The organism is Georgenia sp. (assembly GCF_054605595.1).
In genome coordinates, this window is record NZ_JBTSDU010000071.1 from 1 (window position 1) to 15469 (window position 15469).

At 73.6% G+C, this 15469-nt stretch carries 16 protein-coding genes; 4 read left to right on the forward strand and 12 right to left on the reverse strand.

The window, feature by feature from the left end; genetic code table 11:
• From ACYC1Z_RS09455 to sigE, 4 genes are all read right to left on the reverse strand, one after another.
• Positions 1 to 499: twin-arginine translocase TatA/TatE family subunit (locus ACYC1Z_RS09455; protein WP_461409273.1), on the reverse strand; the 499-nt coding region annotated here is incomplete at its 3' end.
• 296 nt (positions 500 to 795) lie between these two features.
• Positions 796 to 1863, reverse strand: a complete 1068-nt coding sequence (locus ACYC1Z_RS09460) for a S1C family serine protease (RefSeq protein ID WP_461409274.1) — start codon at positions 1861 to 1863, stop codon at positions 796 to 798.
• Positions 1864 to 2458: 595 nt separating this feature from the next.
• Positions 2459 to 3391: an anti-sigma factor family protein gene (locus tag ACYC1Z_RS09465; RefSeq protein ID WP_461409275.1), complete on the reverse strand. Its 933-nt coding sequence runs from the start codon at positions 3389 to 3391 to the stop codon at positions 2459 to 2461.
• Entirely contained in the window at positions 3388 to 4011 is a 624-nt protein-coding gene (gene sigE, locus ACYC1Z_RS09470) for an RNA polymerase sigma factor SigE (RefSeq protein ID WP_461409276.1), read from the reverse strand. Before sigE ends, ACYC1Z_RS09465 begins: the two co-directional genes overlap by 4 nt.
• Positions 4012 to 4158: 147 nt before the next feature.
• Here sigE and ACYC1Z_RS09475 point away from each other — a divergent pair, with 147 nt between their 5' ends.
• On the forward strand, positions 4159 to 4791 hold the full coding sequence (locus ACYC1Z_RS09475; RefSeq protein ID WP_461409287.1) for an O-methyltransferase: 633 nt from the start codon (positions 4159 to 4161) through the stop codon (positions 4789 to 4791).
• A 129-nt stretch (positions 4792 to 4920) separates the two neighbouring features.
• Here the strand turns inward: ACYC1Z_RS09475 and ACYC1Z_RS09480 are convergent, their stop codons facing one another.
• From ACYC1Z_RS09480 to ACYC1Z_RS09495, 4 genes are all read right to left on the reverse strand, one after another.
• Positions 4921 to 5088 (reverse strand): DUF3117 domain-containing protein, encoded by a 168-nt coding sequence (locus ACYC1Z_RS09480; protein ID WP_461409277.1) that lies wholly within the window; start codon positions 5086 to 5088, stop codon positions 4921 to 4923.
• A gap of 100 nt (positions 5089 to 5188) precedes the next feature.
• Complete coding sequence (locus ACYC1Z_RS09485) at positions 5189 to 6004, reverse strand: LOG family protein (protein WP_461409278.1); 816 nt, start codon at positions 6002 to 6004, stop codon at positions 5189 to 5191.
• Between the two features lie 64 nt (positions 6005 to 6068).
• On the reverse strand, positions 6069 to 7163 hold the full coding sequence (gene dapE, locus ACYC1Z_RS09490) for a succinyl-diaminopimelate desuccinylase (protein WP_461409279.1): 1095 nt from the start codon (positions 7161 to 7163) through the stop codon (positions 6069 to 6071).
• A 5-nt stretch (positions 7164 to 7168) separates the two neighbouring features.
• Positions 7169 to 8335 carry a 5-(carboxyamino)imidazole ribonucleotide synthase gene (locus ACYC1Z_RS09495; RefSeq protein WP_461409280.1) on the reverse strand — a complete coding sequence of 389 codons (1167 nt, stop codon included), beginning with the start codon at positions 8333 to 8335 and terminating at the stop codon, positions 7169 to 7171.
• A gap of 114 nt (positions 8336 to 8449) precedes the next feature.
• On the opposite strand from ACYC1Z_RS09495, the gene ACYC1Z_RS09500 reads away from it, so the two are divergent.
• The gene (locus ACYC1Z_RS09500) at positions 8450 to 8890 is read left to right on the forward strand and encodes a GtrA family protein (protein WP_461409288.1); all 441 of its coding nucleotides are present in this window, start codon (positions 8450 to 8452) and stop codon (positions 8888 to 8890) included.
• Between the two features lie 36 nt (positions 8891 to 8926).
• Here ACYC1Z_RS09500 and ACYC1Z_RS09505 read toward each other — a convergent pair whose 3' ends face one another.
• From ACYC1Z_RS09505 to ACYC1Z_RS09520, 4 genes are all read right to left on the reverse strand, one after another.
• Positions 8927 to 10249, reverse strand: a complete 1323-nt coding sequence (locus ACYC1Z_RS09505; RefSeq protein WP_461409281.1) for a sensor histidine kinase — start codon at positions 10247 to 10249, stop codon at positions 8927 to 8929.
• A 6-nt stretch (positions 10250 to 10255) separates the two neighbouring features.
• Complete coding sequence (locus ACYC1Z_RS09510; RefSeq protein ID WP_461409282.1) at positions 10256 to 10942, reverse strand: response regulator transcription factor; 687 nt, start codon at positions 10940 to 10942, stop codon at positions 10256 to 10258.
• Between the two features lie 103 nt (positions 10943 to 11045).
• On the reverse strand, positions 11046 to 12221 hold the full coding sequence (locus tag ACYC1Z_RS09515; protein ID WP_461409283.1) for an adenylate/guanylate cyclase domain-containing protein: 1176 nt from the start codon (positions 12219 to 12221) through the stop codon (positions 11046 to 11048).
• A gap of 9 nt (positions 12222 to 12230) precedes the next feature.
• The gene (locus tag ACYC1Z_RS09520) at positions 12231 to 13064 is read right to left on the reverse strand and encodes a biotin--[acetyl-CoA-carboxylase] ligase (protein WP_461409284.1); all 834 of its coding nucleotides are present in this window, start codon (positions 13062 to 13064) and stop codon (positions 12231 to 12233) included.
• Between the two features lie 265 nt (positions 13065 to 13329).
• Here ACYC1Z_RS09520 and ACYC1Z_RS09525 point away from each other — a divergent pair, with 265 nt between their 5' ends.
• Positions 13330 to 14946, forward strand: a complete 1617-nt coding sequence (locus ACYC1Z_RS09525; protein ID WP_461409285.1) for an acyl-CoA carboxylase subunit beta — start codon at positions 13330 to 13332, stop codon at positions 14944 to 14946.
• Positions 14947 to 14951: 5 nt separating this feature from the next.
• On the forward strand, positions 14952 to 15377 hold the full coding sequence (locus tag ACYC1Z_RS09530; RefSeq protein ID WP_461409286.1) for an acyl-CoA carboxylase subunit epsilon: 426 nt from the start codon (positions 14952 to 14954) through the stop codon (positions 15375 to 15377).
• Positions 15378 to 15469: the final 92 nt, after the last annotated feature.

Here is a 15469-nt window from a genome sequence, read left to right on the forward strand (position 1 = left end):
CCGAATTCGGGGTATCCGCCGGGACAGCATTCGGGTCGGCCGCGGGGGCAGCACTCGGGTCGGCCGCCTGTGCCATGTCGCCCGCTGGTGGCACGACGTCGGCATCGCTCGACGGTGGGAACCCGGCAGCCCCGGCAGCCCCGGCAGCGAGCGTACTCAGCCCGGGAGGCGCTGCGGCCTGCGGGTCCCCCGGCGACGCCGGCCTGGAGGTGGGACGGCGCGCCGCCGCCGACCGGGCCGGTGCGGCAGGCCGGGGGTCGTCCATGAACGCCTCGCGCACGATCCGGCGCGGGTCGTACTGGCGCGGGTCGAAGGCAGCGAGGTCCTGGAACTCCGGGCCGAGCTCCTCCTTGACCTTCTCCTTGGCGCCGGTCGCGAGCTTCTTGAGCTCTCGCGTCAGACGGCCGAGCTGCTGCGCGAGCTCGGGCAGCTTCTCCGGCCCGACGAGCAGGAAGATCAGGATGAGCAGGACGACCAGCTCACCGCCCGAGATTCCCATCACCGTCACAGGATAGGGCGTGCACACGGCCCCGAGGGCGGCCGTTGGTCTCCGGCGGTGGCGAGCCGCCCGCTCCGGCCCGGGTCATCGGTCGCCGAGAACCGGCCGTCGTCGCGCGGGGTCGTCGGACCGACCGGGTGTTGTGGACGTGAGCAGCGGCGACGCCTACCGCCGAGGCCCAGGCGCCCCGGTCGCGCCGGCCCCGTGGTGCTCCGTCGCGCCGGCCCCGTGGTGCTCCACCGCCCGGGCCCCGTGGTGCTCCGTCGCGCCGGCCCCGTGGTGCTCCACCGCCCGGGTCAGTCGGACGTGTTCTCCCCGAGAACCACGGAGATCACCCGCTCCGTCATGCCGCGCCGCACCTCGAGCACGATCGTGTCCCCTGGGGCACGGGCCCGGACCGCGACGATGAGCTCGTTGGGGTCGGTGACCGGCCGGCCGTCGATGCTCAGGATGATGTCGCCAGGCTCGATGCCGGCCTGGTCGCCCGGACCGTCGGGCGTCACGGCGGCACTGTCCGGCTGGTCGTCCTGGAGCACGCGCACCCCCTCGCCGCGGTACTGGGTGTCCAGCGCGACCCCGATCACGGGGTAGGTGGCGCGCCCCTGGGCGATGAGCTGCTCGGCGGTGCGGCGCACCTGGTTGGCGGGGATCGCGAAGCCGAGCCCGATGCTGCCCGTCGCGGACGCCGCTCCGGACGCCTGCGCGATCGCCGTGTTGATGCCGATGACCCGCCCTGCCGCGTCCACGAGGGGCCCGCCCGAGTTCCCGGGGTTGATCGCCGCATCCGTCTGGATGGCGTTGATGAACGTCGTCGCGTCGGGGCCGCCGGCGATGACCGGGCGGTTGAGGGCGCTGATGATACCGGTCGTCACCGTACCCTCGAGGCCCAGCGGGGCGCCGACCGCGACCACGGGGTCGCCCACCACGACGGTGTCGGAGTCGGCGAGCACGAGCGGGGTCAGGCCCTCGCGGGGCACCCGCAGCACAGCGAGGTCGTAGTCGCTGGTGGTGCCGACGATCTCGGCCTGCTCCTGGCTGCCGTCGGGGAAACTGACGACCACCCGTCCCCCGCCGGTCGCGTTCGCGACGACGTGGTTGTTCGTGACGATGTAGCCGTCCTCCCGCAGCACCATGCCGGTACCCGAGCTGCCCTGCCCGGCGTTGGTGGCCTCGATGTACACGGTCGAGGCGATCACCGTGTCGGCGATCTCGGCCACCGAGCCCGGGGCGCGGTCCGCGCCGGCGCCCGTGGAGACCGGCAGCGTGGTACGCCCTGTCGCGCCGAACAGGCTCCGCGCGCCGACGCCGCCGATCAGCACCCCCAGCAGCAGGGCGACCAGCATCAGCAGGACGACGACGCCCACGGCGACCCCGCGGCGGTTCGGCGCGGGGGTCGGGGCGGGGGGATACCCACCGGGCGCGGGGCCTGCGGAAGGCCCGCTCGGCCCGGGCCGGGCCTGGCTCGCGACCATGCCCTGCCTCAGGGGTCCGAACTGACCCGGGGGCGGCGAGAAGGGGCCGGGCACGTGCTGACCCGGAGGTGCGAACTGCCCGGGCGGGGCGGACTGGTCAGGACGCGCGAACTGCCCTCGCGGTCCGGACGGGTCCAGATGTGCGAACTGCCCCGCCCCGGACTGGTCGGGCCGCATGTACGGGTCGGCGCCGGTCGGGAACGGATCCGCCGGCCCATGGAGCGCGAACACGCCGAGGCCGGTCTCGGTCGCCTCGGCAGGCGCCCGGCGCGGCGCGCGCCGACGGCGGAACCGGCGGCCACGGCCCGAGCCCGCCACCGCACCGGCGGGTTCGTCGGGTCGCTCGTCGGCGCGCTGGTACGGCTCCGCCCGAGGCGCCGGCGTCGGTGCGTACTCGTAGGTGCCCGGCGCGGACGCCGGCACTGGGGGCGCAGGCACGGGACGGGGGTCGTCCTCGCGGTACGTCATCGCGGCCCCCGCTCTGGGGTCACGGCTGCCGGGCGATCAATTCGGTCCACGAGACCAGAGTCTGCCATCCGCGGTCGAGGCGGTCGCCCATACCGGAGCCGGGCTCGATGGCCGGGAAGGCGGCTGCGACGTCGTGCACGAGCTCGTCCTCGACGGGAGAGGCGACGAGGACGATGACCTCGTCGCACTGGATCGCCAGCCGGGTGCCAGGGCCGGGCAGCACGTACGCCTCGACGTCCCCGAGCTGGAGGGTCTCCAGCGACGCGAGGGCGTCGGGGTCCAGCACGCCACGCTGCTGGAGCACGAGGATCTGGTGACCGTCCCCGACGAGCTCGACCTCGAGCACCGTCTCGCCGCTGGGGCCGGTGCTGGTGCCCACGTAGTTGACGTGGAGGCCGGCGGGCACCGCCGACGGCACTCCCCAGCCCTGACCGGCGAGCCAGGCCAGAGCGGAGCCGGTGGTGCTCGCCGTGGCCGCGCCGTCGTCGGACCGGGTGAGCATCGTGGCGGGCGCGATGCCGTTCGGTGAGACGACGACCTGGCTCTTGCTCTGCAGCCCGAGCGCGGTGGCGAGCAGCCGCGCCGGGTCCTCCGGCCGCTCGGCGAGGGTACCCACCACCACGAGCGCACCCGCCACCCCGGCGGCACCGACGGCCACCAGGCCGGTCCGGGACACGAGACGGCGCCGGGCCCGCTCGCTCATGGGCCAGGGCCGCTGGGCGGGGTGCGCCGCCGGCTCGTGGGCGAGGCGCAGGAGCCGGTCGGTCAGCTCGGTGCTCGGGGGGACGTCCTCCGCGCCGGAGAGCCGACGCCGCGAGGAGCGTTCTAACGCGACCTCCGCGGCGCACCGGTCGCAGGTCACGAGGTGCACGAGGGCGGCCTCGGCGCGCTCGGGCGGCAGCTGGCCGTCCACGAGCGCGCTGACGTCGGTGCCGAGGTGTCCACCCGTCACGCGATACCTCCGGTGGCGCCGACCTTGTCCGATCGCGGGAGCGCCAGGGGCCGGCGGTGCTCGAGCTGGTCGCGCAGCAGCGCGCGCGCCCGGTGGATGCGCGAGCGCACGGTGCCCATCTTGATGTCGAGGGTCGCGGCGATCTCCTCGTAGGAGAGGCCCTCGATGTCGCACAGGACGACGGCGGCGCGGTAGGTGGGGGGCAGCGCGTCCAGGGCCGCCTGGACGTCAAGGTCGAGGTTCGCGTGCTCGAACCCGCGCTCGGGCTCCTCGGCGTCGTGGGCGTTCGGCAGGCGTTCGGTGGCCTCACCGATGGGGTCGAACCGCACCCTCGTCCTACGGCGCGCCTGATCGAGGAACAGGTTGGTGGTGATGCGGTGCAACCAGCCGTCGAAGTTGCCCGGCTGATAGGAGTGCAGCGAGCGGAACACCCGTACGAACGTCTCCTGCGTGAGGTCCTCGGCATCGGCCCGGTTACCGGTGAGCCGGTACGCGAGGCGGTACACACGCGCACTGTGCTCGGTGACGATCTGTTCCCAGGACGGCGGCGCCCACACCGGCTCGACGGCGCGCTCCTCGGCATCCTCGCTCAGCAGGGCGGCGGGCCGGTCGTCGTGCATCTGAGTTCCTTCGTCGTCGATGGACCCCATGGTACGGGCCGAGCCTGGGGACTGCCTGGGAGTGGCGGAGGTTCGCGTCGGTGCCAACCGGTAGCATCGGCGCGTGGACCACCTGGCCCATCGACCGTCGCGCACCGGGAGGTCACCATCGCCGGAGACAAGGCCCTCTCCTGGGCCTACACCGAGGAGTTCGTCCTCGAGCCCGACGTCGCCGCCGAGGCGCGGCTGCGGGCGGAGGAGCTCGGCGTCGTCCCCGTCCCCACCGGGGCCGGAGCCGCGCTGCGCATGCTGGCCGCCGCGTGCCAGGCGCGCGCGGTGGCCGAGGTCGGCACGGGCACCGGCGTCAGCGGGCTGTGGCTGCTGGCCGGCATGGCCCCGAACGGCGTGCTCACCACGATCGACATCGAGGCCGAGCACCAGCGCGCCGCCCGGGAGGCCTTCGCCGCGGCCGGCGCCGGCGCACCCCGCACCCGGCTGATCAGCGGCCGCGCCCAGGAGGTGCTCCCCCGGCTCGCCGACGGCGCCTACGACCTCGTGCTCGTCGACGGCGATCCCGCCGAGGCGGCCGACGACGTCGAGCAGGCGGTCCGGCTGCTGCGGCCGGGCGGGATCGTGGCAGTGCCCCGGGCGCTGTGGCACGACCGCGTGGCCGACCCGGCCCGCCGCGACGACGACACGGTGGCCGCGCGCGAGCTCGGCCGACGGATGCGTGCGGACGAACGCCTGATCACGGCGCTGCTGCCCACCGGGGACGGGCTGCTCGTCGCGGTACGCCGCTGACGACGGGCCGGCCGACCCGCGCCCGCCCGGCACCGGCCGACGCACGCCCGCCGTGCCGGTGTGCACGAGACCCGGAGTGCACGAGACGGCCGGTCAGCGATGCCGACCGGCCGTCGGGGTGCGAGCGTCTCAGCGGGCGACGGCGCTGAGCGCGTCGCTCAACTCGCCCGCCTCTGCCGGCGTGAGTTCGACGACGAGCCGACCGCCACCCTCGAGCGGGACCCGCATGACGATGCCACGCCCCTCCTTGGTCACCTCGAGCGGTCCGTCTCCGGTCCTCGGCTTCATCGCAGCCATCTGTGGACACCCCTCTTCTTCCATGTATCGACCGCCGTGCGTCTGGGACGTTGCCGCCCGCATGCGGTCACCGGTCCTAGTCTAGAGCACCCACCGGGGATCACTCAGCCGCCCCACCTGCTTCGACATCAGTCGCGGCCTGGGACTGGCGCTCCCGGGCGAGCACCTCCACCGCCGCCGTGACGGCCTCGACCGCCTCCGCCGCCGTGTCCACCACGGGCAGGAGATCGACGTCTGCGGGGTTGATGGTGCCGCGCTCGACCATCGTGCCGCGCAGCCACTCGACCAGCCCGCCCCAGTACTCCCTGCCGACGAGGACGATCGGGAACGAGGAGACCTTCCGCGTCTGGACGAGCGTGAGCGCCTCGAAGAGCTCGTCCATCGTGCCGAACCCGCCGGGCATGACGATGAAGCCCTGGGAGTACTTGATGAACATGGTCTTCCGGGCGAAGAAGTAACGGAAGTTCACCCCGAGGTCGACCCAGCGGTTCATGCCCTGCTCGAACGGCAGCTCGATACCCAGGCCGACCGAGACTCCGTCCGCTTCGCAGGCACCCTTGTTCGCCGCCTCCATGATGCCCGGGCCGCCGCCGGTGACGACGGCGAAGCCGACCTCGACGAGCCGGCGGCCGATGTCCTCGGCGAGCACGTACTCGGGCTCCCCGACGTGGACGCGGGCGGAGCCGAACACCGAGATCGCCGGGCCGAGCTCGGCGAGCGCGCCGAAGCCCTCGACGAACTCCGCCTGGATCCGCATGACGCGCCAGGGGTCCTGGTGCAGCCAGCTGGTGTCCTGCTCGGGGGCGAGCAACCGGGCGTCGGTCGTCTCGCGCGGGATCTGGTCCCGGCGCAGCAGGACCGGGCCCTTGCGGTAGCCGTTCGGGTGGTGGTCGGTGTGGCGGACCTCGCGTGTCATGGTTCCTAGTGTCCCCGACTCCGGGGGTTTCGTTTTGCCTGCGGGGGAATCCGTCGCCGGCGGGTCACGCGAGCCAGGCGTGCAGGGCCGCCCGGCACGCGCGGATCTGGTCGGTCGGGCAGCGTTCGTCGTCGGCGTGGGCGAGGAGGGGGTCACCCGGGCCGAAGTTGACCGCGGGCACGCCCAGCTCGGCGAACCGGGCGACGTCGGTCCAGCCGTACTTGGGCCCGGGCTCCCCACCGGTGACACCCGTGACGGCGTCGACGAAGTCGACCACGAGCGGGTCGTCCAGGCCCGGCCGGGCACCGCCCGCGAGATCGGTCACCCGCACGTCGAAGCCGTCGAAGACGTCGCGCACGTGGGCCTCGGCCGCGGCCGCGGAGAGCGAGGGGGCGAACCGGTAGTTCACGGTCACCACGCACTCGTCGGGGATCATGTTCGACGCGATGCCCCCGGTGATCCCGACGGCGTTCAGTCCCTCCCGATACACGAGACCGTCGACCTCGACGCTGCGTGCTTCGTAGCGGGCGAGCCGGCCCAGGACCTCACCCGCCCGGTGGACCGCGTTGTCGCCGACCCAGGCGCGGGCGGAGTGCGCGGTGCGGCCGGTGGTGCGGACCTCGACGCGCAGCGTGCCGTTGCAGCCGCCCTCGATGCCACCCGCCGTCGGCTCGCCGAGCACGGCGAGGTCGCCGGCGACCCACTCCGGGTGATGCGCCACGAGCCGGCCGAGCCCGTTGAGCTCGGAGGCGACCTCCTCGTGGTCGTAGAAGACCCACGTGACGTCCCAGCGCGGGGCCGCCAGGGTGGCCGCGAGCTGGAGGGCGATCGCGACGCCGCCCTTCATGTCCACCGTGCCCCGACCCCACAGCTCCGCGGTGCCGTCCGGGGCGGTCACCAGCCGGGTGGGGAGGTTGCCCTGCACGGGCACGGTGTCGAGGTGGCCGGCGACGACGACGCGGCGGCCGCGGCCGAGGTGGGTGCGAGCCACCACGGCGTCGCCGTCACGCAGCACCTCCAGGTGGGTGCACCCGCCCAGCGCCGCCTCGATGGCGTCCGCGAGCACCCGCTCCGCCCCCGAGACGGAGGGGATGTCGCAGACGGCGGCGGTGAGCTCGACGACGTCCGCCGTCGGGTCCAGGACGGGGGCGGTGGCCACGGCGTTCACCCGCCCTGCAGGACGGCGACCGCGGCCCGAGCGGTGGTGCGGGCGGCGTCGAGGTCGTCGCCGGTGACGGTCACGTGGCCGAGCTTGCGGCCGGGGCGCACCTCCTTGCCGTAGAAATGGACCTTGGCGCCCGGATGCCTGGCCATGAGCTCGGGGTAGGCGTCCCGCGGCTCCGCACGCGCGGAGCCGAGGAGGTTCACCATGACGGCGTGGGCGGCGGTGGGTGTCGTGTCGCCGAGCGGCAGGTCCAGGACGGCACGCAGGTGCTGCTCGAACTGGCTGGTCACGGCGCCGTCGATGGTCCAGTGCCCGGAGTTGTGGGGACGCATGGCGAGCTCGTTGACGACGAGGCGCGAGCTGCCGTCGTCGTGGTGCACCTCGAACATCTCCACGGCGAGGACCCCGGTGACACCGAGGTCGGCGGCGATCCGCTCACCGATGTGCATGGCGCGGGCGGCCGTCTCCTCGGACAGACCGGGCGCCGGCGCGAGCACCTCCGCGCAGACGCCGTCGACCTGGACGGTCTCCACGACGGGCCAGCTGCGGATCTCCCCACCGCCGTCCGGTCCGCCCGAGGGGCGGCGGGCGACGAGGACGGCGAGCTCGCGGGTGAAGGGCACCTGCTCCTCCGCGAGCAGGGCGTCGCCCGGGGCGAGCGCAGCGAACCAGTCGGCGGCCTCGTGGGCCGCGGCCACGAGGCGCACGCCCTTGCCGTCGTAGCCGCCGCGGGCGGTCTTGAGCACCACGGGCCAGCCGGTGGCGTCACCGAACGCGGCGAGCTCGCCTTCGGTGCGGACGGCCGTCCACGCGGGGCACGGGGCGCCGATGTCGGTCAGGCGGGTGCGCATGACGATCTTGTCCTGGGCGTGCACGAGGGCGTCCGGCCCGGGGCGCACCGGGGTGCCGTGCGCCTGCAGGTCGCGGAGCAAGTCGTTCGGCACGTGCTCGTGCTCGAACGTGAGCACGTCGGCACCCTCGACGAGCGCGCGGATCGCGGCGGCGTCGTCCGCCCGCCCGACCGGCGCATCGGGCACCACCTGCGCCGTCGCGGCGGTGGGCGACTCGACGAGGACACGCAGGTGCACGCCGAGGGCGATCGCCTGCTGCTGCATCATCCGGGCCAGCTGGCCCCCACCCACGACTGCCACCACCGGTGCTCCCACGGCGTCGAGGGTATCCCTGGCTACGCTTCAGGCGTGACCACGTTCCGCGACCAGGCCCGACCCGCCCCCCGGGCCGGGACCGGGCACACCGCACGCCCACGCCGGTGGGACCGGGTGCTGCGGGGTCAGACCCTGGCCGTGTGGCTGCGCGAGCTGCTGCGGTTCTGCGCCGTGGGCGGCCTGGCGTTCGTCGTCGACGTGGGTCTGTTCAATCTGCTCCGCTTCGGCCCCGGTGAGCTCCTCGGGGACAAGCCGCTCACCGCGAAGGTCCTCTCGGTGGCGGTCTCGGTGCTGGTCGCGTGGCTGGGCAACCGCTACTGGACCTTCTCCGGGAGCCGGCGCGACTCACGGGGACGCGAGCTGGTCATGTTCGTCCTCGTCAACCTCGGCGGCATGACGATCGCGGTCGGCTGCCTCGCCATCAGCCACTACGTGCTGGGGCTGACGTCGCCGCTGGCGGACAACATCGCCGCGAACGGGGTCGGCCTCGTCCTGGGGACGTCGTTCCGCTACCTGTGCTACCGCTACCTGGTGTTCACCGCGCCCACGGCGTGACGCCGTCGGCGCGGGGCGCGGCCTGGTCGGTGCGCGTCACCGCCGGCGGCGGCGACGGCCGACCGAGACGAGGGCACCCTGGGGCAGCACCACGTCCGGGTCGAGCGACTTCGGCACGGCGTTGACGAAGACCGTGAACACCGGCGGGCGGCGCTGGCTGAGCTCGAGGCGGCCGCCGTCGGCGGCGACGAGGTCCTTCGCGAGCGCGAGGCCGAGGCCCGTGCCGGACCCACCCGAGACGTGCTTGGTGAAGATCTCGGCGGCGATGTCGTCGTTGACCCCCGCCCCCTCGTCGGAGACGTCGATGAACACCCCCTTGCCGCCGCTGGAGACGCGGCTGACCACACGCGTAGTGCCGGCGCCGTACTTCAGCGCGTTCTCCACCAGGGTCGCCAGCACCTGCGCGAGCGAACCGGGGGTCACCAGCACCGTGATCCCGGCGGCGGTGTCGAAGACGAGCTCGCGGCCCACGGCGGCGAACGCCGGCGTCCACTCCTCCTCCTGCTGGGCGAAGACCTCCGCCAGGTGCACGGCCTCGGTGGTGCCGCCGCCCGCGGACCGGGACGTCCTGAGGAGGTCCTCGACCACACCCGTGAGCCGCTCGAGCTGCTGGAGCGAGATGCGAGCCTCCTCGCGGACCTCCTCCTGGTCGCTGACCGCCTCGATCTCCTCGAGCCGCATCGACAGCGCGGTGAGCGGGGTGCGCAGCTGGTGGGAGGCGTCGGCGGCGAACTGTCGCTCGGCGGCGAGGCGCCCCGCCATCCGGTCGGAGCTGCGGGCGAGCTCGGTGGCGACGAGGTCGATCTCCTCGATGCCGGAGGGCTTGATCCGGGGCCGCACCTGACCCGAGCCGACCTGCTCGGCGGAGGCCGCGAGGTAGATCAGCGGTGCGGAGAGCCGGCGGGCCTGGTGCCGCGCCACGAGGACCCCGACCCCGAGCGCCACGGCGGCCGCGGCGAGGACGAAGAGGACCACCTGGGCGGCCTCCCAGCGCACCGCCCCGGCGTCGACGTCCATGCGGACGGTGGCGCCGGAGGGCGTCAGCTGGAGCGATCGCACCACGCGGTCCTCGAAGCGGGGCCCGGCCCGGTACTGCGTGCCGTCGGGCGCCTGCACGAGGATCGCCGCCGCCAGGTTCGTCTCACCGTCCACCCACGAGGTGAGCATGGCCTCGTTGAGCTCCTCGCCGTTGGCGAGGCGCCGCTCGACGGAGAGGCCGAGGGAGGAGGTCCGCATGTCCAGCGTGGACCGCTCCTGGTCCCAGACGAAGAGGGCGCCGAAGAACGCCATCGGGACGCCGAGGAGCAACACCGCGACCGTGACGGCCGCGACGATCATCAGGACGGCACGGCGCCGCACGGCCGGCTAACCCTCGGACGTCTCGAACCGGAAGCCCATCCCGCGGACCGTGGTGATGTACTTCGGGTCGTTCGCGTCGTCGCCGAGCTTGCGCCGCAACCAGGACACGTGCATGTCCAACGTCTTGGTCGAGCCCGTCGGGTCCGTGCCCCAGACCTCACGCATGAGGATCTCGCGCCCGACGACGGAGCCCGCATCACGCACCAGGACACGCAGGAGCTCGAACTCCTTCGCGGTCAGGTGCAGCTCACGGGCACCGCGGAACGCCCGGTGGGCGGCGACGTCGACGCGCACGTCCTGCGCGACCATCTCGTCCTCGTCCGCCGCGTCGCCGCCGACACGGCGCAGCAATGCCCGGACGCGGGCGAGGAGCTCGGCGAGGCGGAACGGCTTGGTGACGTAGTCGTCGGCGCCGGCGTCGAGGCCGACGACGAGGTCCACCTCGTCGGCGCGTGCCGTGAGCACGAGGATGGGAAGCGTGTGTCCCGCTTTGCGGATGTGCCGGGCGACGTCGAGCCCGTCCATGTCGGGCAGGCCGAGGTCGAGGACGACCAGGTCGGCCCCGTTGGGGAGGTCGTCGATGGCTCCCCGGCCGGTCCCGTGGGTCCGGACGTCATAGCCCTCACGCCCGAGGGCGCGGGCGAGGGGTTCGGCGATCGCAGGATCGTCCTCTACGAGCAGCACGTTGGTCACGGCGTCATCGTACGACAAAACGTCAAGCGAAGGTCAAGGACACGCCACAGGCCGACGATAACGCCCGTTGGGCGATAACGCCCGTTGGTGGTGCCGGGTGCCGTCAGCGGGGCAGGCGGCGCAGCTCGATGGGATGGACCTCGCCCAGGCCCTGGAGGTCGACGCCCGCGCGGGGCACCATCGTGTACTCGCGCGCCACGGGGCTGGCCGCCAGGGCGTCGGCGGTCGCCTCGTCCATGAGGATCGCACCGGGCGGTGCGACGTCGACCAGGCGGGAGGCGAGGTTGACCGTGGGGCCGAACACGTCGCCGTTGCGCGAGAGCACCCCGCCCCACACCATCGACGCCCGCACCGGCAGCATGTCCTTCTCGGCCTGGAGCGCGACCACGAGCTCGACCACGACCTCCGCGGTGGTCACGATGTCGTCGGCGATGTACAGGATCGCGTCACCGATGGTCTTGACCACGCGCGCTCCGTGGGTGGTGATGACGTCGCGCGAGGTGTACTCGAACGTCTGCACCAGCTGCGCGAGGGCGCGGCTGCCGAGCTCGGTGGACCGGCGCGTGTAGGCGACCATGTCGACGAAACCGAGCCCGCGCCGCAGCGGCATCTGGTAGGGGTCCGCCGGGATCTGGTGGCTCTGCGCGACCTCCGCGTCGATGCGGGCGACGAGCGCGGCGAGCTGACGCCGCCAGGAGTAGTCGAGCTGCGACTGCAGGACGTCGACGAGGCTGGTGATCTTGTCGAGCAGCACGAGGCGCGCGGAGACGTCGTCCAGGCCGCGGCGCCGGACAGCGCCCTCCACGAGTGCCTCGGCCTGCCACAGCACCAGACGGTCCGTCATGTGCGACTGGGCGCGCATGAGCGAGATGGCGGTGGTGACGTCGATGACGTCGTCATCGATCAGCGCAGCCATGGCCCGCAGCGCCTCGACGTCGGCGTCGCCGAACATGACGGCCTCCGCCGTGACGTTCGGGAAGCCCATCGCCTTCCAGAAGGTACGGGCGAACTCGGTGGAGACTCCGGCACGGTGCGCGAGCTGCTCGATCGTCAGGTCAGGCACGCCGCCGAGCAGGGTGTAGATCCGGGCCAGCACCGTCGACGACGGCGGCTCCTGGGTGTCCGGGACGTTGCTGCCGTCATCGAGGCCGGCCTCGTCCCGGGGGTCGAGGTCACCGCGGTCGGGCTCGCGGCGCTGCGGCTCAGGCTCGGCCTCGGGCGTCGGAACGGGCCCCGCGGGGTCGCTCAGCCCCCGGACCTGGCCCCCCTCCGTGCTCATCCGTCGAGCCTAGCCTGCCGGATCGGGCCCGGCTGCCCGGACATGACGGACATCGCCGGCGGCGACCGGGCGAACCAGCCCGCCGGCCTCGACGAGCAGGCGCCCGCCCGGATCGATGCCGATCGCGGTCCCGGCGAGCGTCTCACCGCCCGGCAGGTCTACCCGGACCGCCCGCCCCAGGCTCGTGCACACGGCACGCACCTCGTCCGCCAGGCCGGCGGTCTCGGCGTCGCCGCGGGCGTCCTCCCAGCGGCGGAGCAGGCCCGCCAGGTGGGTACCCACGCCGCCGAGCACGTCCTCGGCGGTGGGGCGCGGCGCGGCGACAAGGTGCAGCGAGGCCGCCCACGGGACGGGCAGCTGGTCGGCGCGCTGGGCGACGTTGACGCCCACGCCGAGCACGACGTCACCCGGTGCCGCGGGCACGGTCTCCGCCAGGATCCCGGCCACCTTGCGGTCCCGACCCCAGCCTTCGACGCCGGAGTCCCCGACGTCGAGCGCGAGGACGTCGTTGGGCCACTTCACGCCGAGCCGCACGCCCGCCGCACCGAGCAGGTCCTCGCCCGCGCGGACGACGGCGAGGCCGGCGAGCAGCGTGACCCACGCCATCGTCTCGGGCGGGACGGCGGGGCGGAGCAGGATCGAGCAGGTCAGCGCCGTGCCGGGGGCGGTGACCCAGGTACGCCCGGCACGGCCGCGCCCGGCGTCCTGCCGCTCCGCGACCAGGACGGACAGGTGCGGCCAGGCGGCCGGGTCCGCGCGCGCCGCCGCGGCGAGCTCGGCATTGGTCGAGGTGGCTCGGGAGACCCGGACCACACGGGAGAAGGGGCTCGGCGTCGGCGTCATGGCGGCTCCAGGCTACGCGGGGAGATCACCGCCGGCCGTCTCTCACGCAGCAGGCCGGCGAGCGTGTCTCATCCTGCAGGCCGGCGAGGCGATCGAGGCGGGCCGGGCACGCACCCGCCTCCGCACCGCGCGGGCCGGGCCCGGCCGCGAGGACGCGTACGGCCGACGGCGCCGACCTGAGCTTGTGGGAATCCCACAAAGTTCTAGCCCAATCACGCGGACCTCTTCATGCTGAGCGTGAGGAAACGACAAGTACGCTGCCCGGGTGACCGAATCGACGCTCGCGACGACAGGAGCAACCTCCACGGCCGGCAAACTCGCCGACCTTGCCGCCCGGACCGAGGCCGGCATCACCGTCCCGGCCGTGAGCGCCGCCGAGAAGCAGCACCGGCGCGGCAAGAAGTCCGCCCGCGAGCGCGTCGAGTCGCTGCTCGACCCGGGCTCGTTCACCGAGCTCGACGCCTTCGTCACGCATCGCTCGACCAACTTCGGGCTGGAGAAGAAGCGCATCCCGGGCGACGGCGTCGTCACCGGTTTCGGCACCGTGGACGGGCGCCAGGTGTGCGTCTACTCCCAGGACTTCACCGTCTTCGGCGGGTCGCTCGGTGAGATGCACGGGCAGAAGATCACCAAGGTCATGGACCTGGCCCTGCGCACCGGGGTGCCGCTGATCGGCATCTCCGACGGTGGCGGTGCCCGCATCCAGGAGGGTGTGGCGGCGCTGACGCAGTTCGCGGAGATCTTCCGCCGCAACGTCGCCGCGTCCGGCGTCATCCCCCAGATCTCGCTCATCCTGGGACCCAGCGCCGGCGGCGCCGTCTACTCCCCCGCGCTGACCGACTTCATCGTCATGGTCGAGGGCACCTCGAACATGTTCATCACCGGCCCGGACGTCATCAAATCCGTCACCGGGGAGGACGTCGGCTTCGAGGAGCTCGGCGGCGCAGCCACGCACGCCCAACGCTCCGGCGTGGCCCACTACCAGGCGGCGGACGAGGACGACGCCATCGACTACGCGCGCGCGCTGCTGTCGTACCTGCCGGCGAACAACCTCTCCGAGCCGCCGAGCTGGCCGGTCACCGGCGCCGAGGCCGAGGCAGCGCTGGAGGTCTCGGCCGCCGACGCCGAGCTCGAGCTGCTCGTCCCCGACTCCGACAACCAGCCGTACGACATGCGCACCGTCGTCGAGCACGTCGTCGACGACGGCGAGCTGCTCGAGGTCCAGCCCGGCTTCGCGCCCAACATCATCACGGCGTTCGGGCACGTCGAGGGCCGCCCGGTCGGCATCGTCGCGAACCAGCCGCTGCAGATGGCCGGCACGCTGGACATCAACGCCTCGGAGAAGGCCGCCCGGTTCGTGCGCACGTGCGACGCCTTCAACGTCCCGGTCCTGACGTTCGTGGACGTGCCCGGATTCTTGCCGGGCACGGACCAGGAGTGGAACGGCATCATCCGGCGCGGCGCGAAACTCATCTACGCCTATGCCGAGGCCACCGTCCCGCTCGTCACCCTCATCACCCGCAAGGCCTACGGCGGGGCGTACATCGTCATGGGATCGAAGAAGCTCGGCGCGGACGTCAACCTCGCGTGGCCGACGGCGCAGATCGCCGTCATGGGTTCCGGCGGGGCCGTGAACATCCTCCAGCGCTCGGCGCTCAAGCAGGTCGCCGCGGACGGCGGGGACGTCGAGGCCGAGCGGGCCCGGCTGGTCGCCGAGTACGAGGAGGCGCTCGTGAACCCGTGGGAGGCCGCCGAGCGCGGCTACATCGACGGCGTGATCCACCCCGAGGAGACGCGGACCCAGATCGTGCGGGCGCTGCGGGCGCTGCGCACGAAGCGGGCGAGCGGCCCCACCAAGAAGCACGGGAACATCCCGCTGTGACCGCCGTGAGCACGAACCACCGTCGTCGCCTCCCGCCCAGCCGGACCGCCGGCACCCCGCCGGACGGCTCAGCCGCACCGACCGTCGGGGCACCGAGCACGGGCTCACCGGCGGGCTGGTCCTCGGGTGGCGAGGACGACGCCGTCGCCGTCGCGCTCGCCCCGGCCGGCGCCCCCCGCCGGGCCGATGACATCAGCCCGGCGCCGATGGCCTGGCCCGCGGTGCGCGTGGTGCGCGGCCGGCCCGACGAGGTCGAGCTCGCGGCGCTCGTGGCGGGGATCGTCGCCGCGAGCGCACGCAGCACGGACCTGGGTGGGCTGGTCGACGAGGCCGCCGAGCCGGTCCGGACGCACTGGACCAACCGGGCGCACCAGCTCGGTGGGACGGCGTCCCCCGGCCCGGGGGCGTGGCGCTGGTCGCTCCACCCGTAGTTCTCGCTCGTCCACCACTGCCCCCTTCCACCACGGCCGGCCCATCCACCACCGCCGCCCCATCCACGGCGGGTTCTTGTGCCGACTGCGCG